This window comes from Longimonas sp., from assembly GCF_040409695.1.
Taxonomy (GTDB): Bacteria; Bacteroidota; Rhodothermia; order Rhodothermales; family Salinibacteraceae; genus Longimonas.
This window is the reverse complement of record NZ_JARWGJ010000226.1, coordinates 1-21980: the sequence shown is the minus strand read 5'-3', so window position 1 is coordinate 21980 and position 21980 is coordinate 1. Positions and strand designations below refer to the sequence as shown.

Genomic DNA, 21980 nt, shown 5'->3' with positions numbered 1-21980 from the left:
TATTCCGATGACGCCTTCTGAACCAACCGAATACCCGATCAACGGCGTGCTCGACCTGCACGTCTTCGACCCGAGTGTCATTGGCGATCTGGTGCCGGATTATCTGCGGGCCTGTCATGAGAAGGAGATCTACCGGGTGCGGATCATTCATGGGAAGGGCACGGGTAAACTACGGAAAGGGGTCGTGGCGCTGCTCGACCGCGACCCGCTCGTGCTGCGGCACCGCCCGGCCACCGACAAAAGCAGCTGGGGCGCGACTATCGCATTTCTCGATCCAGAGGCCGAGCCGGAGCGACCGGAGTAGCCTCTTCCCAAACGTTCTCGTCCCGAATATCTGTGGTGCCATTGTGTGCCCCTCGTCCCCAAACCACACGCGCCACGCTCCCACTGTCGCAGGAGTGCGGCGCGCTTTGTGTTTGGTCGTGGCCCAACGCTGGTGCTGTGAAGCACCGGGTTAGGCTCATCAGGCAGTTAAATCCATGCGATGAACAGGCCGCCTCCGGGACGCACGGGCTGCTCGAACCGCTCCCCTTCAGGCACGATCATGATCGCAATGCCGTGCGGAGCGCCGCGCTCGCGGTCGGCAAAGCGGGCACTGGCTTCGCGGCTCTGCTCGGCCACGACGCGCAGCACCTCTTCTGAGGTCGATACAAAGTGACTGCCCGGGAAGAATGTATCGCCAGGGAAGAATGTATCGCCGGGGATAAACGCATCGCCTGGTATGCTCCAGGTGGAGCCCGGTATAATTCGCCCGACCAGCCGTCCTACGTCGCGGCGATTGACCATGTCGCCGAGGGTGTGGCGCTCCCGCTCGGCGCGCAGTGGAATACCGTTCTGCCCGACGAGGGCGCCGTCGCCGTCAAACACGGCAATCATAAGCTGGGGGGAAATTTCGCCCTCTACCCCGTCGATTTCGAGACTCACCTCGCCGTGCTCCACCATCCATGCGGCGAAGCGTTCGGGCGTGAGGCCGTCCTTGGCGGAGCGCTCCAGCGTGGCCAGGGCGCGGTCGCTAAACTGCAGGTCGAAGGCCGACTGGGCCTGCGCCAGCGGAGTGCCAATCATTAGCAGAAGCAGGAGCGCCCCTATGAGGCGGCTTGGGGATGCGAGCGCTTTTGTTGCACGCGATTGTATAGACATATCCGGTTATTTTTGCGTTTTTGAGAACCTAATATTCACCGTGTGGTGGCTATGGTGCATAGCGCAAAAACAAGCGCGAAAGCGGACACGCCTCACATCCCTCTGAATAAAAAACGGGAGCCATCCATGACAGATGACTCCCGTTCGTGGTGCGAATGCGGCCCGTTGCTACTCGACCTCGTAGCCCAGCGTGCGGCCTTTTTCGGTGGCGGGGATGCCTTCCTCAAGCCAGGCCGGGGCGTCGCCGTCCATCAGGTAGTGGTCGAAGAACTGCTGCATGCGCATCTGCCAGTCCACTTTCAGGTGGTACTGCGTGGGCCAGTGGGGCTCGCCGTTGTAGTTGATGAGCCAGGCCGGCTGCCCGAGGCGACGCAGGGCCATGAACAGCTCTACGCCCTGTTCGAACGGCACCGCGCCGTCTTCGTCGTTGTGCATCATCATCAGGGGCGTGTCGATGCGGTCGGCGTAGAAGAGGGGCGAGTTCTCCCAGTAGCGCTTCGGATACTCCCAGAGCGTGCCGCCGATGCGGCTCTGCGTGCGCTCGTACTGGAACATGCGGCTGCGCCCGGTCCCCCACCGGATGCCGCCGTAGGCGCTCGTCATGTTGGCCACGGGAGCGCCGCCCTCGGCAGCGGCAAAGAGGTCGGTGCGGGTGAGCATGTACGCGATCTGGTAGCCGGCCCAGCTGTGTCCCTGCAAGCCCATGCGGTCTTTGTCGATGTAGGGCTCCTCGGCAAGCATCATCACGCCCGGCATGATGCTGTTGTAGGCGCTCTCGCCCGGATAGCCCTCTTCGTAGACAATGTCGGGCACAAACACGACGTAGCCGCGGCTGGCGTAGAAGGTGGGGTTGATGATGGAGCGATGCGGCGCGGGCGCCCAGTGGTTGTGCAGGTTGTCGCTGCTGCGCTCGTAAAAGTAGACCATGAGCGGATACGTCTCGCTCGCATCGAAGTCGTCGGGCTTGTAGAGGATGCCGTCGAGCTCCTCTCCTACGAGTGAGGTCCACGACATCGGCTCGGCGGTGCTCCAGCGGTAGTCGGCCTGCTGCGGGTTGGCATCGCTGACCTGCACCGGATCGCTGAAGTCGAGGTCGGTCGTCCACAGGTTCGGAAACTCGCGTACGTCTTCGCGCTGGTAGAGCAGGCGCTCGGCCTCGTCGGCCTGGGTGAGCGACGAGAAGCGCCGGTCGTCCATGATGAGTTCAGTGGGGGCGCTGCTATCGACCGTGCCCTGGTAGTAGCCCGAGGCTTTGGTGTCGGTGTTGAAAGCGTGGAGCATCAGGGGCTCATCGGGGTCGATCGCGTCGGCATCGGGGTCGAGCTGGCGGATGCGAAACTGCAGCGCCTCGGCCCGACCCATGCCGCCGGTGAGGTTGGTCGGTGCCGCTGGATTGGAGGGGTCGACTGCCCACGCATCGAACTTGTCGTAGATGACGAAAGCGTCGTCGCCGGTGAGCCAGCCTGCGGATCCATATGGAAATGGTGGCATGGGCCGGTCGTGCTGTTCATCGTAAAGCGGCGCATCGATGGCAGCCCCCAGGTCGATAGGCGTGCTTCCTGCTTCGACCGACTGTGCCCACCACGTTTCGTTCGTGCCATCCCACCAGGTAAGATGCGCAGCTTCGGGCGAGAGCGAGGCCGGATACTGCACACGCTCTTGCGCCAGCCGCTCCTCGCCCGTGTCTACATCGATCAGGTAGACATCGTAGTAGGTCGGGAAGTCCCACGACATTTCTTTCTGGTACGGACGGTTGGTGTTGGCAATGGCAAGGCCGGCATTGCCATTGTCGCCGACGCTCACATTGGGCCAGTCTTCGGTGGCGAGCTGTACGATGCGGTTGCCATCGTCCAGGTGGGCCACAGCTTGAAAGGTGCGGCGCAATTCCTGCTCTCGGTCGTTCAGTTGCACGCTCTGTGGACGCTCATCCTGCCAGTGCCAGATGTCTACCTCAACGGGTTCGTCTAAGAGCGTTGCGGTGGTATCGGGATCGGGCTGCGGAGCGGTGCCAAAGAAGAGGCGGTTTCCGTTGTCAGAGAACGAGAGCGATCCATGCTTGCTCACCCACCAGTCCTCGGGGATCCCATCCGTATCGAGATCGGCAATGAGCGTGGCTTCCTCACCGAGCGTGGCGTGATACAGGGTGTAGGCTTCTTCATCGGCGTCGATGGCGTCGGCGTCGAGATCATCTCGGTTTGTAAGGAAGGCTACCTGCGTGCCGTCGTCGTCGAGCGCGAGGTCGCTGTAGGTGCCGGGGCCTTCCAGGAGCGGCGTCGTTGCTCCCGTCTCAGTGGCAAGGGCAAACACGCCATCGCCGGTGCTGTCGGGCGTGGCGGTGGCGTAGACCAGCCAGTCGCCCGCATCGGTAAAGTGATACGCGCTCACGTGCTCGATTTCGGTCGTGTCGTCGTTGTCGAGGTCCTGCAGCACGAGGCGTGTGCCTGCATCGTCGCGCTCTTCCTCGTTTTCGCCGTTCTCGTTGCTGCCCTCATCACTGTTCTCATCGCCATTTTCTATGTCGTCGGTGTGGCGATAAGCGAGCCAGCGTCCGTTGTCGTCGGGCAGTGCAAACGAGTCAAGGTGCGGGATGCGCTGCACGTCGCCTGACTCGATATGCGCAACGGCGAGCGAGTCAGGCGCATCATCATCGTCGTGATCATGCGGCGGCACGATGCGCGTAACCACGTAGCGGCTATCGGCGGTGAACTGCGCGTCGGTGGCACTGCGCGGCACATCCAACTGATGGGTGCCCTCGTGTGTGGCTACGCGCAGGGTATCGTCGCCGTGTTCGGGACCGAGCACATAGAGCAGTGCCTCTCCGTCGGGCGAAAGCGCCTGGGTGTGGATCTGATTCCAGATAGCGTAGTCGTCGTGGTCAAGGATCTGCTGGGCGTGTACGGCCCCGCTGCTCATTCCCAAGACCAGTGTAAGCAACAGTGCAAGCAAGAGCCCCCAGGCTCCGTGACGTATAGCGATGCGCATCAACACGTGGGATTGTTGTAAACGATAACAGACGCTCTAAAAGAATACGAAATGCAGCATCCGACCTCAACCGCGCTGTACCGGATGTCGCTCGTACGTGATGAAGTGCGACGGGGCGGTCAGAACATGCCCGACACCTGCAAACCCAGTCGAATACCGTAAGACAGCACCACCGCGTAGGCAAAGCTGAGTAGCGTACCGATGATGATATACTCTGCGTGAGCGCGCCCCCGTTGCATACTGTCGAATCGGAAGATGGACTTAGCAGTGACCAGAAAACCGATGGCTGCCGGAGCGCTGACCAGAACAAAGACGAGGATAAGCGTTCGCTCTGCGTAGCCGATGAGGCGGCCCGCGCCGGGAAGTCCTTCTTCAGTGATTGCGCTGTCGTAGCGTGCAAGCATGCGGCCAACCCACCACCCGCCGCCGTAGATGACGAGGAGTGCACCAAGGACGAGGATTCCGAGGCCGATTGCGATATCCATGATCTCTATATTGATATTGGGATGGTATTTGAGAGAAGTGCTTGATAGCGTTCCAGGGCATCCTCAAGACGCTGCCAGTGCGCGTGCTGTAGATGCTTGCTAAACGCCTGTTGCGAAACGGCTTGTGGGTGCCATTGCTCAGCCAGCTCACGCTGCGATACCGTTCGATTCATCGCCCGAGCAGTCAGGTTGAGGTGAATGGCCTGTGCTTGTGCGTCGGTCCAGTGTGTAGCCAGATGGTCGGCCATGTCGGTCAGTGCAGAAGCTGCGAGTCCCACGGCATGCGGCGCCGACTCGGGCACAACACACCGCATTCGATAGGGTTTTTCGAGTGTATCAAGCATCTCCCCGGAACGCTTAAAGGCAGGCCCTGTGCTTTGAGTGACCTGAGTCGTGTCCAGCGCATCGACCGTATCGACCGCAATAGCAACGCGCGTATCTCGCTGAGCGTGCCTGCGCACGGCTACACGGAAGGCAACAGCAATGTGCAGCGCATACGCAGGATTGGTGACAACGAGCTGCCAGCTGTCGCCCCGGAATACTGAAATAGGGTGGGGGGCAGCTTCGGCATACGCCGGTTGCACCCGCTCGTGAGCAGCGTGCAGGTGCTCTGCAATCGGACCGGTTGTTGCGCCCGCCTCAGACTGAATCACATCTCCGGTAAGTACTGCACACAGATGAAGCATGTGCACTCGCCTAACAACTTATGGTGGTTGTACGCTTACCTTACAACTTATTATAGTTGTTTGCAAGTACAGCGGCATCGCGCAACCCATCCGACGCACACAACGTATCGATAATGACTTGTGCGCACGTACCTCCGCTTCCAATCTGCTCTGACTATGATTGACCACATCCATCTAATTGACACGCACTTTCAGGGCGTACCCGAGGCGATTGCCTCATTCTGCGTTCCTCATGAGGGCGGGGCGTTACTCATAGAGACGGGTCCGCAAACAGTCGTCGATGCCGTGACAAACCGCCTCGACACGATTGGCCTGGCTCCTGCAGATGTGACCGATGTGCTGGTTACGCACATCCACCTCGACCATGCCGGCGCCGCCGGGTGGTGGGCCGAGCAGGGTGCCACCGTGCACGTGCACACCGTAGGAGCCCGGCACCTGGCCGACCCCAGCACGCTCTGGAAGAGTGCGTCTCGCATCTATGGCACCGACATGGAAGCGCTCTGGGGAGAGATGCGTCCGGTGCCTGAAACACAGCTCAACGCACTGGATGACGGTGATACCATTACAGTCGGCGATCTGACTATTGAAGCGCTGGATACCCCCGGCCATGCATACCACCACCATACCTATCTACTGGAAGACATCGCGTTCACCGGCGATGTAGCGGGCGTGCGACTGCCGGGATCGCTGCACATTGCTCCGCCACTGGCCCCGCCCGAGATCGACCTGGAGGCGTGGCGCTCCAGCATCGAGCGGCTGCGCGGTCGCGACCTTTCGTATATCGCCCCAACTCACTTCGGACTCTTCTCTGATGCGCGCGATCATCTTGACCGGCTGGCGGCACGCCTCGACTCGGTCGAGCGCTTTGCCGAAGAACTGATGGCTTCAGACCCGACCGACGACGAAATCCAAGAGGCCGTTACCGAGTGGATGCGCACGGAAGCAGAGCAAGACGGCGTATCGGGTCCGCTCTGGACGCGCTACGAGACGGCGAATCCGAGTTGGATGGGCGCAGCCGGACTAAAGCGCTTCTGGAAGAAGCATCGTGCCGAGGCCTGAAAACATCCTTTGGAAAACTATTAGAGGGGTCTGAACGAGGAGACTCAGGCACCTCTTAGATCACACGTGATACCTACAAAACAGCCATCCCAGCCAAGGCGCCTTTAGCGCTGCTGACCCAGGATCTACCTGTTCGCTGCTAACATCAATCACGCCGAGATTGGCAGCTATCGCGATTTAAAGGGAGATTCTCCGCTGAGCGGTGCGCTCTGACTATGCCATGACCTCACGTCCCCATAGACGATGCATGGTGCCGGCGAACTGCTTGTCGAGCAGGTCTTCAAGATGGTGCGACACCTCGGCCACGGCGCGCCCGTCTACGCCTGTTTCAATACCCAGCTGGTCGAGCAGGTAGACCGTGTCTTCTGTTGATATGTTACCCGTGGCCCCCGGGATGAAGGGACAGCCGCCCATGCCTGCCAGCGATGTGTCGAACCAGTGAACACCACATGAAAGCGCTTCCATTACGTTCGCCAAACCAAGACCGCGCGTATCATGCAAATGCAGCACCAGCGGCGTGCTACCGATGACCTCTTGCACAGCGGTTACACGCTCCTGGATCGTGCGCGGGTTGGCCATACCTGTTGAATCAGCCAGCGAGAGCGAATCGAGCCCCCGACCTGTAAAGTGGCGCGTCATCTCAACCACCTGTTCCAGCGGCGTATCGCCCGGCGACTGATAGCCGAAGACCGTCTGGAAATTCAGCTGCACGCTTGCTCCGGCATGTTGTGCCACCCCGATCATCTGTTCGGCTTGTTCGACCGCTTTATCGACGGTCATGTTGGCATTATCGAGACTATGGCGGTCGTGCGTGGCGATCGACAGGTCAATGTGCGTTAGCCGGGTATCCAGCGCCCGCTCTAAGCCCGCCATGTTCAGCACCAGTCCGCTGTAAACGACGTCGTCTCGCTCGGGCAGGGCAGCGCACACCGCCTCGGCATCACGCATCTGCGGCACCCAATCCGGATGTACAAACGAGGTTACCTGTATACGCGACAGCCCGGCGTCGGCGAGGGCTTCGATACAGGCTATTTTTTCCTCAGTCGGGATAAACTCATCCTCAAACTGGAATCCGTCGCGGGGCCCTACCTCACAGAGCGTAACCTGCGAGGGCAGCGCAGACGGCGAAAGGTCGTGGCGTGCCATGGCGTTCATTGGGTTGTAACGAACGGATAACAATGACAGAGGTGTACACGAAAAAGCGGCGGTTGAGATCCGAGTGTATGTGTTGCTGCGTTACGTTGCTCGGTGCATCCGTTACAGCATGGACATTAAAAACCGCACGGCGGGCGGCACTTGCCCCTCAGGCACCACACAGAACGCCGCCTCCTCAGAACGATCTGAGAAGGCGGCGCACAGGTTGCCATGCCGTTTGGGTACGCATGCTGGCGTAGTTCTACCCGTCATGCAACGTCATAATACAATGTAGGGTAGTGGATAGACGCTAAATGATAAAGCGATCGAATGCAGCAGCTCTTTCTTCTTCGAACCCCCTCTCCCTTATTCCGCTTCGCTCCATCAGTCGCCCTACGGGCTCGTGTCGGGTTTCTCCCCCTTAGCCAAGGGGGAGATGTCCACAGGATCACGCCTGCGGCGAAGCTCGAAGACAGAGGGGGTTTGATCGTGTTGCGATGATGTAAACCACATGTCAATCACTTAATACCTTACCGCTACCCAATGTAGAACATAGCTTCTAAAACATGACTACTCAGCATCGACTGAGAAGAGATCGTCAGCCACCTCCGGATTTACATTCGCTTCCTGCACGAGCGAGCGCTGAGCCTCTTCGCCATCACGAAGCGACACAACGGTGAAGGCGATCATCACGCCGTCTACCTCCTGGTAGTCTTCGTAAACGTCGGTGAGCGCTACTGGACCGCTCTGTCCGATAGTCGTGTAATCCATGCGCTGCGGAAGCCCAGACGCTTCGTCTACATAGAGCGTAAACGGTTCGCCTGCAGGGGGCGTGATGCGGACCGTACGCAGGTCGCGTCCGTCGACGGTCTCAGTTCCTGTGGCCTGCACTTCAAGGTCGTCATGATCGAGGCGGGCCAGCAGGTACGGGAGTTCGCGCCAGCGTTCGTGGCCAAACTGCTCGCGAACCTGTGCGGGCGCTTCCTGGGTGCCCTGCATTGGAACGCTGAGCCACATGGTGTCGCCATCATCAATGACCGTGAGGGTCATTCCGTTCGGCAGTTCCTGCTCCAGATGCATCCGTCCGTCTACCGCGAGGGTGCTGCGGCGTTCGGTCACGACTTCTTCGCCCTGCTGCTGCGCCCGGGTTTCAACGACCAGGCGCATTATATCGGCAGATGCGAGCGCGTCGCCCCCAAGGGCCTCTTGCACCTCGTTGAGCAGCGCACGCCCTTCGGCGCGTTCTTCCTCGGTAGCGGCCACCTCATCGGCGGGTGGGCTGGTGGGGATGCGGATGTCGATCTCGTTCACGGTGCCATCGGGCGAGAGCTCGGCAAGCGCCCGGCTGAAGTCTGCCTCACGCCCCAGCACGAGAATGTGTGCATCGTCGGGGCGCAGGTATGCGTTAGCGACGCGCTGCACGTCGTCGGGCGTTACGTCGGCCATGGCCTCGACAAGCCCCTGCAGGTAGTCGGCGTCGTAGCCGTAGTGGTGGTAGGTCATGAGGCGCGACAGAATCTGGCGCTTCGAGTCGAAGTTAAACACGAAGGAGTTCAGGTAGCCATCGCGCGCCTGATCGAGTTCCTCCTGAGAGGGCGGCGCCGTACGCATCCCTCTGATTTGATCAAGCACCGCTTCCGCAGCGTCGACCGTACGCTCGCTACGGGTAAAGACCCCGGAGTAGAAGCGTCCGGGGGCGTCGTATCCGGCTCCATACGACCCGAAGACCGAGTAGGCGAGCCCCTGCTCACGACGCACGTTCTGGAACAGGCGTCCGGAGAAGCCGCCGCTGAGCACTTCGTTCATAGCCAGCACCGCCGGGTAGTCGGGGTGATCGCGCGTGATGTCGCCGCCGTGCCCGATGAAGATGGTGCTCTGGTTCACGTCGTCTTTGGGCACGAAGTTTACGCTGGCGCCTTCGTTTACGGAGCGTTCGGGCGGGGTAGGCACAACGGCGTCTTCGACGGGCGTCCAGTCTGCAAATACAGCCTCCAGCTGGGCGCGCATGTCATCGGCATCGAAGTTCCCCCATACGCTCAGGATGATGTTTTCGGGATGGATATGCTGCTGGTGGAACGCGACGAGATCATCGCGCTCAATCGCATCGACCGTATAGTACTCGGTTGTACGCGCGTATGGGCTGTCGGCCCCATAGAGCACCTTGTCGAACTCGCGCTGTGCAATCTGTTGGGGATTGTCGTTGCGGCGCGAGATGGCCGAGCGCTGCTGGGTCTTCGCCAGATCGACCTGCTCCTGATCGAAGCGGGGCTGGCGCAATACATCAGCGAAGAGGGGGAGTACGGTACCCACGTTCTCGCTGAGTGTCGACATGAACGCTGACCCCGACGTAGAGCCGATGCCCGTCTCGACGCTGGCTCCGATGTTTTCGAGCTGGTCGTTCAGCTCATCAGGCGTCAGCGCCTCGGTTCCCCCTGAGCGCATCACCTGCCCGGCGATGGAAGCGAGTCCGACCTTCTCGTCGGGGTCGTAGACGCCTCCGGTGTTGATGCGGGCTGTGGCTCGTACGAGAGGGAGCTCCGCATCCTCAAGCAAGAAGATGGTCATGCCATTGTCGAGCGTGACCCGCTCCGGGTCGGGCACGTCAAAGTCGCGCAGGTCGGGATAGGTGAGCGCCGTAGCGTCGTACTCCGAAGTCGGTACGTTTCCGGGTTCGTACTGCGATAGTGAAGGGGTAGCCAGCGCTCCTGCCCAGATGAGCAGGAGTGCAAGCAATGGCGTGATAGAGGTCCGTCGAATCATAAAGGGATGCGCAAAATGGATGGATGGAGAGATCACAGAAGTCAAGCCGGCTAACATGCGGTGCCTATTCCGTACGTTCGGCTGCGGGAGACGCTTCCTCGGCGGGCTTGAGCATGGCTACCGTGCGGTTACTGCGCGTAAAGGTACGCTCTGCCACACGCTGCACATCGGCGGCGGTGACGGATTCAACCGCTTCAATATCCTGGAAGACCGTACGCCAGTCGCCGGTGAGGGCCTGCATCTGTGCGAACTGGCGCGCAAGCCCCATATTGGATTCGAGCTGTTGTACCAGGTCGGCGCGGGCACGCGTCTTGGCACGCTGCAGCTCGTCGTCGGAAATGCCTTCGCTGATTAGCTGCTCCAGTTCGTCGTAGATGGCCTGCTCCAGGTCTTCAGGGTTGGTATCCTGACTGGGCACGCCTACCAGCGCAAAGAGACTGGGGTACTTGCTGCCCGGAAAGCTGGGAATGGCCTGCACCTGCAGGGCCTCGCCTGTATCAACAAGCGACTGATAAAGGCGGCTGGTGCGTCCACGTGTAAGGACGTCTTGAAGCACCCGGTAGACGGCTGCGTCGTCGCTAAACATGCTGCCCCGGTGATATCCGATCAGCATAATGGGCTGCGACTGTTCGATGAGCGTAACGCGCCGTTCGCCCAGCTGCTCGGGCTCAACGGTCGTTACGGGCATGGGCGGCTCTCCTTCCGGAAGCCGACTGAAGTACTGCTCTGCGAGGGTGCGCACCTCGTCTACGTCGACATCGCCAGCAATGGCGATCGTCAGGTTATTGGCCTGATAGTATTTCTCAAAAAAGGCCTCGGCCTCCGTAATGGTAAGATCCTGCAGATCCGACATGTGCCCGATAACGGGATTGCCATAGGGATGCGCCTTGAACGCCGTTGCAACGAACTCCTCAAGCAGGCGCCCGGTCGGGTTGGACTCGGTACGCTGGCGGCGCTCTTCCATTACAACGTCGCGCTCGGTATAGAACTCGCGCAATACGGGATACAGGAACCGCTCTGACTCAGTCGCAAAGAAGAGCTCGATCTTGTTGGCAGGCAGGCTGTAGAGATAACCGGTTGCGTCGGCGCTGGTAAATGCATTCAAGCCAGTTGCGCCCTCGCGTTCGAGCAAGCCGTCGTAGGCCCCCGGATCCATATGTTCATGGGCCTGCTCCTGAGCCTCATCGAACGCGTTTTGGAGGGATGCGAGGCGCTCCTCGTCGGGGTTTGAACGAGCCCGTTCTCGCCGGATCTGCTGGTAGATGGCTTCCTTCTCGTTGATGGCAGCGATCTCTTCGTCGATGTTGGTTGTGCCCAACTGCGTCGTTCCTTTGAACGCCATGTGCTCAAACATGTGTGCGATGCCTGTCTGGCCGGCGGGCTCATCAACCGATCCTACATCGGCATAGGTGTGGAAGGAGACGACCGGCGCCTCAGGACGCTCAACGACGACGAAGGTCAGCCCGTTACTGAGCGTAAAGGTCGTGACCCGGTCTTCGAATTGCTGGAGCAAATCTTGCGAGGAAGCGGTATGGGATGCCAATCCCGCCCAGAGAAGAGCAGCCAGTACAATGGTCGATAGGCTGCGAAGAACACGCAGCGAAGTGAGGAAAGCCATAGAAAGCAGTGGTGTTCGTTGGAAGAACGGGATGCGAACATCTTGATTTCGTGCGTCATGCGCTTGTGCGTCGCGCAACATATCAGCCTAAATACGGCTGGCTTAAAACGATTGTTACAGCGCTCCGTAACTGAGTACGCGAGGAATACCAGCTGTCTGACCTGTAGGCCGCCTGTTTGCAGCGCATTCATTGCTGCTTCGGATGCGGCCTATACAGCACACGCATACTAAAAATACACACACGTATATATGAGTCTACTGTCTAACAACGGACTGCGCCCTGACATCCCTGAAGGCGAGGGAGAGTGGGACCGGTTTAAGAATCTTCTTGATGATCAAAACGAGTGGCCGGCCCACTACACGTTCAAGTTTATTGTGCCGGCTTCTAACGTTGAGGACGTGAAGGCTGTATTTGGGGGCCATCCTGTGCGGGTTCGGTCTTCGAGCAAGGGCACCTACAAGAGCGTAACGGCGCAGGTACAGGTGGCCTCAAGCGCAGAGGTGGTTTCGGTTTACAAAGAAGCGTCGTCTATCGAGGGCGTCATCGCGCTCTAAGCTCGGCGCCCACTTACCATACTACTACAAAACCATCTACGTATCGTAGCCTTGCCACCCAGGCGGCATGTTGTAAACGTACTACGGGTTTGCTTTCTCTGTAGAATGCGCTATGCTGGCGGATACCAAAAATGGTTTAGTTTTTGCTCCTGTGTCTACAGCCCACCAAAGGCCGGTACATGTCATACATATTTGGTAGTGTAGATCAATATTGTACCTGACGCGGGTTACCACCATACGCCTCATGCCGCCAACCATCACGAATGCCCCTTTCCTCAGCGCGTATTGCATGGTACTTACTTGCCTATGCAAGCCTTTTTGCTCTGTTTGAGGGGTGGAGCTACACCATAGCCCCCTCATACTCTGAGTACATATGGCGCCCTTCTGCGGGCCTGCACCTGGCCCTGGCCCTCCTGGTCCCAACCGGCCCGGCCCTTGGGGCTATTGCACTTGCCGTAGCCGCACGCCTCGCGTTTGTGTTTACAACGCTCCCGGTGTGGACGATGATTGTTGTAAGTGTTACCTATGCGGGGATTTACGTGGCGGCTGCACGTGTTATGCAGCGGTATTTTTTCCCTCCGCTGGCTTCCCTACAGACGGCCCGTACGTTTCTCTTTGGGGCCCTGGCTACACCGTGGATCGTTGCCGCAATTACGGTGTCTGTGATCGCCGTAGCATCCGCGTCGCCTCTCACGTGGGAGGTCTGGCTGCAACGCGTGACCCAGTCCGCGCTCACAGAGAGCGCCGGTATGCTTACCGTAACCCCCGCCCTGGCGCTTCTGGGGTGGACGTTTCATCCTGTGTATGCCGAGAACGGGTCAGCGTGGATCGAGTGGATCCCAACCTCGCGCACTGACCAGTCCACGTTTCTGGTTGAGTGGCTGCTTGTCCCGCTTGCTATCTACCTCGCGTTCTTCTTTCCAGCTCTTTCTCCCCCTCAGTACTACGTGTGCTTTATCCCCGTGCTCTGGATGGCGCTGCGGCATGGGCTTCCGGCTGCTTCCGTTGCCGTTTTGGCATCAGCATTGGGCGTATCGCTGGCTATGCCGCTCTACATCAACTCTGCAGCGGGCCTTGTAGAGCTGCACCTGTTTCTGATTGTGTTAGCCTCAGCCGGGCTGTTAGTTGGCATGCTCATTTCTGAGCGCAATCGTGCGCAGCTGGTGCTTGCCTCCGCCGGAAAACGGCTCCGCGGCTATCTCCCCCCTGATGCAGTCCCTCCTGCCCCATCTGCCCACCGCCCGTCGGCCTCATCAGCGCATGTGCTTGAGCAGAGCACCGCCTTGCTTACAACAACAGCAGACCAGATTGCTGCGCTCAATAGTAAGCTCAAGGCATCCGAGCAGCGGCTGCGCGACGCGCTGGCAGCCTCCAACCGGATGATGTCTATTCTCTCGCACGACCTTAAGAATCCACTTGTTGGCATTCGTGGTCTGGCCGAGGTGCTTGGCGAACGCATTACGGGTGCCGAACGAAGCCGCGAATCGCGTATGCTGCGGCTTATTCAGCAGTCGTCGCAGCAGGCCCTTGATATGGTCGAGAACCTGCTCCTGTGGAGCCGCCTCGATACGAACAAGATGGCCATTGAGCCCAGCCGTTCGTCTATCCATCTACTGGTCGACGAGTGCTTTGCCCTGCTGGGCGGCACCGCACAGCACAAAGATATTGAGCTCATCAACAAGGTCTCCCCGGCTACTCATGCGTACATCGATCCACGCATGATCACTATCGTGCTTCGCAACCTGGTGTCAAACGCAGTTAAGTTTACCGATGCTGGCGGACGCACGGTCGTCTCGGCTGAGCCCCTCAACGAGGAGTGGATTGTTGTGATGGTAACTGACACCGGCATCGGGCTCAGCGCCCGTGCAAAAGAGAACCTCCTTTCGGGTGCGGATATGCATGCCACGTCGGGAACAGCCGGTGAAATAGGGACAGGACTTGGGTTGCATCTATGTAAGGAGATGATCCAGCGCCACGAAGGCAGGTTGTGGGTGGAGAGCACGCTGCAAGAAGGCAGTACGTTCTACTTCACATTGCCCAGTGAACCCGACGTTCAGCCCGCCCCTTCTCTCAAAAAAGCCCAGGCAAAGCTCTCTTTGTCTTCGACGCCTCTGGCACTGTAGCAGGCTGTAGCTACGAAACGATCTCTTGCATCGTATGCTCTACCTGTTGCGCATACGCTCCGCCAAAGTGGTTGAGATGGTTGATGAGATGGTAGAGGTTGTAAATTGAAGCCCGGCGGCTGTATCCAGCTCTAAGCGGGTCGACAGACCGGTACGCAGCGTAGAACGCCTCATCGAATCCACCAAAGAGATCTGCCATCGCCAGGTCGACCTCGCGGTGCCCGTAGTACGTAGCCGGGTCAACGAGCGCCGGTCCACCTGCCTGGGTTGCCATTACGTTGCCACGCCACAGATCGCCATGTACGAGAGCCGGCCGGGGCGACTGCGGAAGCCAGCGGTCAAGTCCCTCCAGAACCGTGGCGAACGGGGCGTTCCAGCGGTCCTTCCAGCGGCCCTGGGTTCGTGCGCGTTCTGCCTGTGGACGCAGGCGGTGCTCACGAAAGAACGTAGGCCAATCGCCCGTTCGTGGATTTTGCTGCGGTAACTTCCCGATATGGTTATCGACCTCGAACCCGTACGTGTCGGCAGTATGCCGATGCAGGTACGCCAGCGCCTCGCCAAGGTCCGCGTCGAAGGTTGGATCAGGAGCACCGGGCTCAATCCACTCCATCAGCAGATATCCAGCGCGCGTGTCTGTCTCTTCCTGTGTGCTATATTCCTGTGTGCTATACACCTTGGGGATACGAAGCGGCGTATCAGGCTTGGCAAGCGCCTCTAACCCGGCCGCCTCTCCTGCAAAGGCTTTGGCCACCGCCCCGCGTCCCCATTTCAGGAAGAACACCCCACGTTCGGTTTGCAACCGGGTTGCCTGTGCTATGCACCCTCCCGACACGGGGGTGGCAGCCGTGATGGCCGCCCCGATCGCATCCGATAGAGCCTGGACAAGCGCAGGCTCGCTGGCAAGCATGTGCGTACTCATGCGTTCTGCGGCGATAGATTGTATTCATCGATAAGGCGATTTAACAGCTGCTCCGTGGTACGGTCCACAATGTTGTACACCCGCTCGAAGCCCTCTCTCCCGTCATGATACGGGTCTGGCACCTGGTAATTTCCTGGCTCAGGGTCGAACTCCCGGAATAGACGCACCTTGCCGCTGTGTGTGTCATCGTCCAGATACAAGACGTCGTTCAGGTTGCTTTTGTCCATCACAAAGATGTGGTCGTACGCTTCGAGATCGCTTGCTTTGAACTGCGAAGCGCGGTGGTCTTCTATAGAGAGACCGTGCCGCTTGGCTGTCTGGCGCATTCGCTGATCGGCCTTGCTTCCCACATGCCAGTCGCCCGTGCCCGACGACTCAATCTCGAACGCATCTTCAAGCCCCTCCTCGCGGACTTTCTCGCGGAAAACGCCTTCTGCCAGCGGACTCCGGCAGATGTTGCCAAGGCATACGAAGTGGATCCGGATGGTATCGCTCATAAGCTGGTTGTTGCATCGTCTACAAGAGGTTGCTACGAAGCGCGTACGCGGTGCGGAAACACCGCAGCGCATGCAGGGCTTTACGGATACCCGCAAGGCAATGTGCCCATTCTTCTGGTTCTTCTTCCCTCCCATGTCTGAGCCCGACCTTTTCAGCGTACTCTCGTCTGAGGATGAGGATAGCGAGCGTCCATCGAATCAAGACGCATCAAGCCAAGACGTATCAAGCCAACACGAGAAGGCTTCTTCGGCGAGCGCGTCGTCGGGAGAGACGGATCGTGAAGACTCGGCAGGCAGCACTACCGCGCCGGCGGTGCCCGACTCTTCCTCAAATGTATTGCCGCAGCGTGATACCGTTCACACCGTCACCGAGCTCACCCACGCTCTTAAAGATACGGTTGAGTCAACGTTTGGCGATGTGACGGTGGAGGGGGAGTTGTCGAACTTTAAGCGGGCGGCCTCTGGGCATTGCTACTTTACGATCAAAGACGACGACGCCCAGCTGCGCTGCGTGATGTGGCGCTACCATACCCGGCATATCTACTTTACGCCAGAGGATGGCCAGCAGGTGCGGTGTACGGGGGAGGCAACGGTCTATCCAGCTCGTGGACAGCTGCAGCTCATGGCTACGTCGATGCGCCAGGCCGGGCATGGGGCGCAGCAAGCAGCCTATGAGCGGCTCAAGCGCACGCTGAAAGCGGAAGGACTGTTTGCGGCAGACCGCAAGCGTCCGTTACCGGCGTTTCCTTCGCGGGTAGGTGTTATTACTTCGGGCGACGGAGCTGCTATTGAGGACATCCGGACCGTACTTGCCCGGCGCTACCCTCTGGCCGATGTCGTATTGCGTCCGGTACCCGTGCAAGGGATCGACGCCCCTCAGGCTATTGCGGATGCGATCGGTGCCTTTAGCGCGCTGCCTGCCGCCCACCCGCAGCGCCCCGATGTACTCATCGTGGGGCGTGGCGGCGGGTCTGCTGAGGACCTCTGGGCGTTTAACGATGAACAGGTAGCGCGGCAGCTCGCTGCCTGTACGATTCCTACTATTAGCGCTGTGGGCCACGAAACAGATACGTCTATTACAGACTTCGTTGCCGATCGCCAGGCCGCTACGCCGTCGATGGCTGCCGAGATCGCCGTGCCTGACCAGCAAGCACTACGCAGCCGAATCCGCACGCTGCACGACCGGCTGCGCAGTCCGCTTGCAGAGCGCCTCAGGCGCCACCGGCGTACAGTCGAACGGCTGCGTAATGCCCGTGCCTTGCACACGCCCCGCTACCAGCTCGACCAGCATCGCCAGCACCTCGACCATGTGATAGAACGCCTCACGCGCAGCATGGCAGCGCGCGTCGACCGGCTACGTACACGAGCAGAAACGGCCCAGCAGCGTCTGCAAAGCGCTAACCCGCGCCGCCCCATGCAGCAGGGCTTTGCCCTTGTCACACAAAACGGCACGCCGGTAACGTCGGCGTCCGACCTGAACGACGACCAGCCTGTTGTACTTCGGTTTCAGGATGGCATGCGCCAGGCCCGGCTTGTACCCGACGCGCCGACTCAGGAAACGCCATCACAGGAAGCGTCTCCACAGGAGCTGCCGCACCGTAGCGCCCCGGATGCCGATCCCTCTGCGGCAGGCTGATATCTCTGTTAATGACACCTGCGTTCGACCTCCCGCTGCCTCTGTACAGGCACGAACGGAAGCGCACGACACGCATAAATGCAGCTGTCTTATAGCTTGCCTCCTATTTTTTCCGTCTGTTTCCCGTCTGTTCTGCCGCCATGCCTGCTCCGCCCCGCGTCGTGCCTGTGTCGCTGCATCCCCAACAGCGTGTGCAGGCTATGGATGTGAATGCTTCGCTGCAGCAATCCGGAGCCGACCTGCTGCAGACGCATGCGCAGGTGCTCTATTTTGCACATCATACTACGGCTGGATTCGTGGAGCCACTTCCTGAAAACCCGTTTCCAGACCAACGCGCTGTTCGAGACCACGTGGAACCGTTTCGGACGCTGTTTCCTTTTGGAGCCGACTACAAACATGATGAGATGGATCGGCGCCGTGAGTTGAGTCCCCAGCAGCGCGAATGCGAGCCGCGCAATGCCGATGCCCACCTTGTCTATATCGGGGCCGGGCTCACGCCGTGCGCGTCGTACCCCGCTGCCCCCGACCGTCCGGTGTACCTGCTCGATCTCGACGGGGTGAACCAGGATACCGGCCGCCAGCGCCTGCGCCGCGTCACGGCGCTGGGGTTTACCACCGAGCAACAGGTATCCAGCGCGAGCATATCTGTGCCTTCACAGCGTGCTACGTCTGTGGGCCTTCGCGACCCACGTTTCGGACTGTTCGACACGCTCTACGCGCACCTGGCCCGACACGAGGTGCAGTACGGGCGCATTCGACTGCAGGTCAGCTCCACGACGGGTGCCGCGCTCACTGTAAACGAGTACGAACCGCTTCTCATGGAGCAGGATCTGGAACGTGCGCTGCAGTCGCCACGCTGCTTCCAGCGCAAAAGTGCAACCGTGTACAGTAATTCTCACAGTAATTCTCATGAGAACCAAGGTGCTTCAGGAGGCAACCGTCACACGAGCGCTCCGATTAAGCAGCCTTTTGCCTCTGGCCGCCCCCCCCGTCCTGCAACCGCTTCGGGAGTCGATTCGAATTCAAGAGGCGATTCCAATCATGCTCTTCTGGACCTACGCGACTATGTTGATCTCATGGTCGTTCCAGACGAACAGAACCAGCAGGGTCGCATCGTTCAGGGGCGCTACCAGAGCCCGATCTTGCTCCGAAGCGCGTCGGCCCCGGCTACGGTGCAGGTGCGGGCGAGCATCTACCGGTGCGTTTGAGCCGCAGGGCAACGGACCCACCACGCATTGCCTACGCATCAGACGCGTCTTTGGCCGGTTTGGCGGCTGTATGCGATGCCTGCTCGCCAAGCGTACGCTCCGGGTTGAACAGTCGCACATCCCGCAGCTTGAGCTGTAGCGTAGTGTTGCCACGCCAGGTGTTCTCGTCTACCGTAGCCACCAGCTCAATCGGGGTATCGGTGCGCTGGCTTTCGCGAAGCAACGAGAGCTTATCGCCATCCCCAAAGCCAATCACGTCGAGCGACGGGCCGTTGGACTCATTGGCGGGGGCTACGGCGAACTTGAGGTGAGCCCCATCGCTTCCGACCGTACGCGGCGAACCGTCTACGCGGCAGGGACCAATGTGAAAGACCGGACGCGGGTTCGACGGGCCGAATGGTCCAAACTGCTGAAGCACCGCCCAGAACCGGTCCTGCGCTCCCCCGATGGTTGCCAGATCTACGTGCGCATCCACCTTAATCGTTGGGGTAAGAAGCTCTGGCGTGATGCGCTCGGCGATGGCTTCGTTGAAGCGGGTACGCAGCGTCGACACATTCTTTTCAGGCAGCGACATCCCGGCCGCGTAGTCGTGGCCCCCGAACTGCGTAAGCACGTCCTCGCAGTCTGTAAGCGCATTGTAGATGTTCACCCCGCTGATAGAGCGAGCCGACCCCTTTACGGAATCGCCGTTGCGCGTGAGCATAATGGTTGGCTTGTAGAACTGCTCGACGATCCGGCTTGCCACGATACCAATAACTCCGAGATGCCAATCCGGGTCGTAGAGCACGAGCGCGTGCGAGGTGCGGGCCGTGATGTGACGCTCCGCCTGCTTTGTCGCCTCATTGAGGATCCGCTTGTCGAGGTTGCGGCGTTCTTTGTTGAGCGTTTCGAGCTCTGCGGCCCGGTCGCGTGCGGCGGCCGGGTCGGCCTCCAGGAGGAGGTCTACCGCTTTGTGTGCATGGGCCATGCGTCCGGCCGCGTTGATGCGTGGGCCAATCGTAAACACGATGGTGCCTGTCGTCTTCACCGTTGAAAGATCAAGCTCAGCCGCATCCGCCAGGGCCTGCAGCCCGATACGCTCTGTTGTGCGCAGCGCGCTGAGCCCCTCCTGCATAAACACCCGGTTTTCGCCGTACATGGGCACGATATCGCTGGCAATCGCGATGCCCAGCAGGTCGAGATATGCAAACACCGCATCTTCAGAGGCATTTCGGACGCGCTGCGTAGCCTGGAGCAGCTTAAATCCTACGCCGGCTCCGGGCAGCTCTTTGAAGGGATACGGGCAGTCATCGCGCTTCGGATCGAGAACAGCATACGCGTCGGGCAGGGTCGCCTTGGGCGTGTGGTGGTCGCAGATGATAAGGTCAAGCCCCTGCTCTCGTGCGTACTCAGCCTCTTCGTGCGCCGTGATCCCGCAATCCAGTGCGATGATCAGTGACGCCCCCCGCTCAACCGCGGTATCGATTCCACGCTTGCAGAGTCCATACCCGTCGCGGTAGCGGTCGGGGATGAAGAAGGATGCGGGCACGCCTTCTTTGCGCAGAAAATCGGTGCAGATTGTTGTTGCGGTCGCCCCGTCGACGTCGTAGTCACCATAGACCAGCACAGATTCTTCATTGGCGATTGCCTGAGCGACCCGCTCCGCGGCGCGCGGCATATCGGCCATCTCAAGCGGGTCGTGCAGGTCGGTACGCGAGGCCCGGAAAAAATCGCGGGCCGACTCAAACGAATCTACATTGCGAAGCGCAAGGGCGCGTGTAAGCGCTGCCGGAAGGTCATTCAGGCGAGGCTGCAGACGAGGAACCACACCGGGGTCCTCAAGCGTGCGCAGGATCCATCGATACGTCATAGAAAAAAGAGCAGGTCAAAAATAATGACAGCGGCAGAAGATGTGGCGCACCTTTCAATGCACGTCATGCACCGAGTTGCATGCTCTGAGTTGCGCAGCACATGCCCCACAGAGGCGTAACGGACTGCACAGTCGGTACGCGCAGCTCAACAAAATGGGATCTTTAACATACTAATGCATGAACATAATTAGAAGGCTCACTGATATATGCTTTTTCTGAAAGACCAACCCGAATTGCTTCACTCATAATTTACGCAGACAGCGAGTCTGTATCGATTTTTGCAGGACATCTCATTATGCGGCAACGTAGGAGGGATGAAGTGAGGCAAACTTGCTGCTAACAGTTATACGTTGTATGTTAAATGTTAGGCAGCTACTCTTTCCTCCCCCACCGTGTCTCACAATGTCCCTGTGATTGTACTTCCTGTGACTTCGCCATAGGCCTCATAGGCCTCTGTGGTCTGCAGTTCGCTCTCCAAGGCTCCTTTGATGACAAAGGGCAATGCTGCATGGCGATTGCCAGCTGGCGTGCCCCGGTCGTATCATCCGGTCTTAACCATAATGCGTGTTCATGTTTGCGTGTGACAGCCAACCCGTGTATCAGTTCAAATACATCTTTGCATCTGTTCGAACCGCTCGGCTTACCTGTGCAGATCGATTCAAGCGGCGTTCCTCATTGATCCGGCCCTGCCGGCATCTTACCTGAACGCCTGGCTCCACACTGATCCCCCCACCCACAACAGGCCACGTTGATGCCCGTTGCAAGACGGATCGTGCAATAGCAATCGTGCAATAGCATAAGCGGCTCTATTCCGCTACAGTGGACATCCCATTTCGCTTCCAAGATTGACGATCATTTACGATCACACCCATGAAGATTTCTACCTTACAAGAGAAGAAGCTTGACGAGTTGCGTGCGATGGCGCGCGAGATGAACCTCAGTGGTTACTCGAAGCTTCGAAAGCAAGACCTCATCTACCGCATCCTGGAGGCTCAAGCCGAGGGTGTAGAAACGCCAGACCTCGACAACCTCGACGAAGAGTCTAAGAACGGGGCTTCGAGCACATCTGACGATGATTCGCCGGAAGCCCCAACAGATCAGGAATCGACTGAGCAGAAGGAGGCTTCGCAAGACGACTCCTCAAGCGCCGATTCATCCGCCAAAGGCCGCACGTCCCGACGTTCGGGGAGCCGCTCTGGCAGGAGCCGATCGGGCAGCGGCCGCTCCGGCGGAAGTCGATCGGGCGGAAGCAGCCGCTCTTCCTCCGACCGTTCGCGTTCATCGTCGTCCTCTTCTTCGCGCTCTCGCGGACGCCGGGCTCGCCGCTC

At 59.5% G+C, this 21980-nt stretch carries 17 protein-coding genes; 7 read left to right on the top strand and 10 right to left on the bottom strand.

From position 1 onward, the window contains the following. The first annotated feature begins 7 nt into the window (after positions 1-7). Positions 8-304 carry a Smr/MutS family protein gene (locus PPP56_RS13695; protein WP_353564615.1) on the top strand — a complete coding sequence of 99 codons (297 nt, stop codon included), beginning with the start codon at positions 8-10 and terminating at the stop codon, positions 302-304. 167 nt (positions 305-471) lie between these two features. On the opposite strand, the gene PPP56_RS13690 is transcribed toward PPP56_RS13695, so the two are convergent. The 4 genes from PPP56_RS13690 to PPP56_RS13675 all read right to left on the bottom strand — a co-directional run bounded on the left by PPP56_RS13690 (position 472) and on the right by PPP56_RS13675 (position 5293). Beyond that, positions 472-1140 (bottom strand): hypothetical protein, encoded by a 669-nt coding sequence (locus PPP56_RS13690; RefSeq protein WP_353564614.1) that lies wholly within the window; start codon positions 1138-1140, stop codon positions 472-474. A 168-nt stretch (positions 1141-1308) separates the two neighbouring features. Further along, the gene (locus tag PPP56_RS13685; RefSeq protein ID WP_353564613.1) at positions 1309-4122 is read right to left on the bottom strand and encodes an alpha/beta hydrolase family protein; all 2814 of its coding nucleotides are present in this window, start codon (positions 4120-4122) and stop codon (positions 1309-1311) included. 119 nt (positions 4123-4241) lie between these two features. Continuing rightward, positions 4242-4607 (bottom strand): hypothetical protein, encoded by a 366-nt coding sequence (locus PPP56_RS13680; protein WP_353564612.1) that lies wholly within the window; start codon positions 4605-4607, stop codon positions 4242-4244. A gap of 5 nt (positions 4608-4612) precedes the next feature. Continuing rightward, the gene (locus tag PPP56_RS13675) at positions 4613-5293 is read right to left on the bottom strand and encodes a SatD family protein (RefSeq protein ID WP_353564611.1); all 681 of its coding nucleotides are present in this window, start codon (positions 5291-5293) and stop codon (positions 4613-4615) included. 156 nt (positions 5294-5449) lie between these two features. On the opposite strand from PPP56_RS13675, the gene PPP56_RS13670 reads away from it, so the two are divergent. Continuing rightward, entirely contained in the window at positions 5450-6352 is a 903-nt protein-coding gene (locus PPP56_RS13670; protein ID WP_353564610.1) for an MBL fold metallo-hydrolase, read from the top strand. A 213-nt stretch (positions 6353-6565) separates the two neighbouring features. Here PPP56_RS13670 and PPP56_RS13665 read toward each other — a convergent pair whose 3' ends face one another. The 3 genes from PPP56_RS13665 to PPP56_RS13655 form a co-directional block, all read right to left on the bottom strand. Next, positions 6566-7498 (bottom strand): hydroxymethylglutaryl-CoA lyase, encoded by a 933-nt coding sequence (locus tag PPP56_RS13665; RefSeq protein WP_353564609.1) that lies wholly within the window; start codon positions 7496-7498, stop codon positions 6566-6568. 558 nt (positions 7499-8056) lie between these two features. Next, positions 8057-10246, bottom strand: a complete 2190-nt coding sequence (locus tag PPP56_RS13660; RefSeq protein WP_353564608.1) for an insulinase family protein — start codon at positions 10244-10246, stop codon at positions 8057-8059. A gap of 64 nt (positions 10247-10310) precedes the next feature. Continuing rightward, positions 10311-11864, bottom strand: a complete 1554-nt coding sequence (locus tag PPP56_RS13655) for a M16 family metallopeptidase (RefSeq protein WP_353564607.1) — start codon at positions 11862-11864, stop codon at positions 10311-10313. A 249-nt stretch (positions 11865-12113) separates the two neighbouring features. Here PPP56_RS13655 and PPP56_RS13650 point away from each other — a divergent pair, with 249 nt between their 5' ends. Next, the gene (locus tag PPP56_RS13650) at positions 12114-12419 is read left to right on the top strand and encodes a DUF493 family protein (protein ID WP_353564606.1); all 306 of its coding nucleotides are present in this window, start codon (positions 12114-12116) and stop codon (positions 12417-12419) included. 263 nt (positions 12420-12682) lie between these two features. Next, a complete protein-coding gene (locus tag PPP56_RS13645; RefSeq protein ID WP_353564605.1) occupies positions 12683-14542 on the top strand; it encodes a sensor histidine kinase in 1860 nt (619 codons plus the stop codon). Between the two features lie 10 nt (positions 14543-14552). On the opposite strand, the gene PPP56_RS13640 is transcribed toward PPP56_RS13645, so the two are convergent. Next, positions 14553-15461: a fructosamine kinase family protein gene (locus PPP56_RS13640; protein ID WP_353564604.1), complete on the bottom strand. Its 909-nt coding sequence runs from the start codon at positions 15459-15461 to the stop codon at positions 14553-14555. Next, positions 15458-15958, bottom strand: a complete 501-nt coding sequence (locus tag PPP56_RS13635) for a low molecular weight protein-tyrosine-phosphatase (protein WP_353564603.1) — start codon at positions 15956-15958, stop codon at positions 15458-15460. The genes PPP56_RS13640 and PPP56_RS13635 overlap by 4 nt, the downstream gene beginning before the upstream one ends. A gap of 133 nt (positions 15959-16091) precedes the next feature. Between PPP56_RS13635 and xseA the strand changes: the two genes are divergently transcribed. Both xseA and PPP56_RS13625 read left to right on the top strand, forming a co-directional pair. Then, entirely contained in the window at positions 16092-17594 is a 1503-nt protein-coding gene (gene xseA / locus PPP56_RS13630; protein WP_353564602.1) for an exodeoxyribonuclease VII large subunit, read from the top strand. A 140-nt stretch (positions 17595-17734) separates the two neighbouring features. Next, positions 17735-18802, top strand: a complete 1068-nt coding sequence (locus tag PPP56_RS13625; protein ID WP_353564601.1) for a YjbQ family protein — start codon at positions 17735-17737, stop codon at positions 18800-18802. A gap of 31 nt (positions 18803-18833) precedes the next feature. Here the strand turns inward: PPP56_RS13625 and recJ are convergent, their stop codons facing one another. Then, positions 18834-20651, bottom strand: a complete 1818-nt coding sequence (gene recJ / locus PPP56_RS13620; RefSeq protein WP_353564600.1) for a single-stranded-DNA-specific exonuclease RecJ — start codon at positions 20649-20651, stop codon at positions 18834-18836. Positions 20652-21522: 871 nt separating this feature from the next. On the opposite strand from recJ, the gene PPP56_RS13615 reads away from it, so the two are divergent. Beyond that, on the top strand, positions 21523-21980 hold a 458-nt coding region (locus PPP56_RS13615), incomplete at its 3' end, for a Rho termination factor N-terminal domain-containing protein (RefSeq protein ID WP_353564599.1).

Coding starts and splice junctions, on each gene's coding strand:
- PPP56_RS13695 (WP_353564615.1), top strand. CDS start 8: ATGACGCCTTCTGAACCAACCGAATACCCGATCAACGGCGTGCTCGAC.
- PPP56_RS13690 (WP_353564614.1), bottom strand. CDS start 1,140: ATGTCTATACAATCGCGTGCAACAAAAGCGCTCGCATCCCCAAGCCGC.
- PPP56_RS13685 (WP_353564613.1), bottom strand. CDS start 4,122: ATGCGCATCGCTATACGTCACGGAGCCTGGGGGCTCTTGCTTGCACTG.
- PPP56_RS13680 (WP_353564612.1), bottom strand. CDS start 4,607: ATGGATATCGCAATCGGCCTCGGAATCCTCGTCCTTGGTGCACTCCTC.
- PPP56_RS13675 (WP_353564611.1), bottom strand. CDS start 5,293: ATGCTTCATCTGTGTGCAGTACTTACCGGAGATGTGATTCAGTCTGAG.
- PPP56_RS13670 (WP_353564610.1), top strand. CDS start 5,450: ATGATTGACCACATCCATCTAATTGACACGCACTTTCAGGGCGTACCC.
- PPP56_RS13665 (WP_353564609.1), bottom strand. CDS start 7,498: ATGGCACGCCACGACCTTTCGCCGTCTGCGCTGCCCTCGCAGGTTACG.
- PPP56_RS13660 (WP_353564608.1), bottom strand. CDS start 10,246: ATGATTCGACGGACCTCTATCACGCCATTGCTTGCACTCCTGCTCATC.
- PPP56_RS13655 (WP_353564607.1), bottom strand. CDS start 11,864: ATGGCTTTCCTCACTTCGCTGCGTGTTCTTCGCAGCCTATCGACCATT.
- PPP56_RS13650 (WP_353564606.1), top strand. CDS start 12,114: ATGAGTCTACTGTCTAACAACGGACTGCGCCCTGACATCCCTGAAGGC.
- PPP56_RS13645 (WP_353564605.1), top strand. CDS start 12,683: ATGCCCCTTTCCTCAGCGCGTATTGCATGGTACTTACTTGCCTATGCA.
- PPP56_RS13640 (WP_353564604.1), bottom strand. CDS start 15,461: ATGAGTACGCACATGCTTGCCAGCGAGCCTGCGCTTGTCCAGGCTCTA.
- PPP56_RS13635 (WP_353564603.1), bottom strand. CDS start 15,958: ATGAGCGATACCATCCGGATCCACTTCGTATGCCTTGGCAACATCTGC.
- xseA (WP_353564602.1), top strand. CDS start 16,092: ATGTCTGAGCCCGACCTTTTCAGCGTACTCTCGTCTGAGGATGAGGAT.
- PPP56_RS13625 (WP_353564601.1), top strand. CDS start 17,735: ATGCCTGCTCCGCCCCGCGTCGTGCCTGTGTCGCTGCATCCCCAACAG.
- recJ (WP_353564600.1), bottom strand. CDS start 20,651: ATGACGTATCGATGGATCCTGCGCACGCTTGAGGACCCCGGTGTGGTT.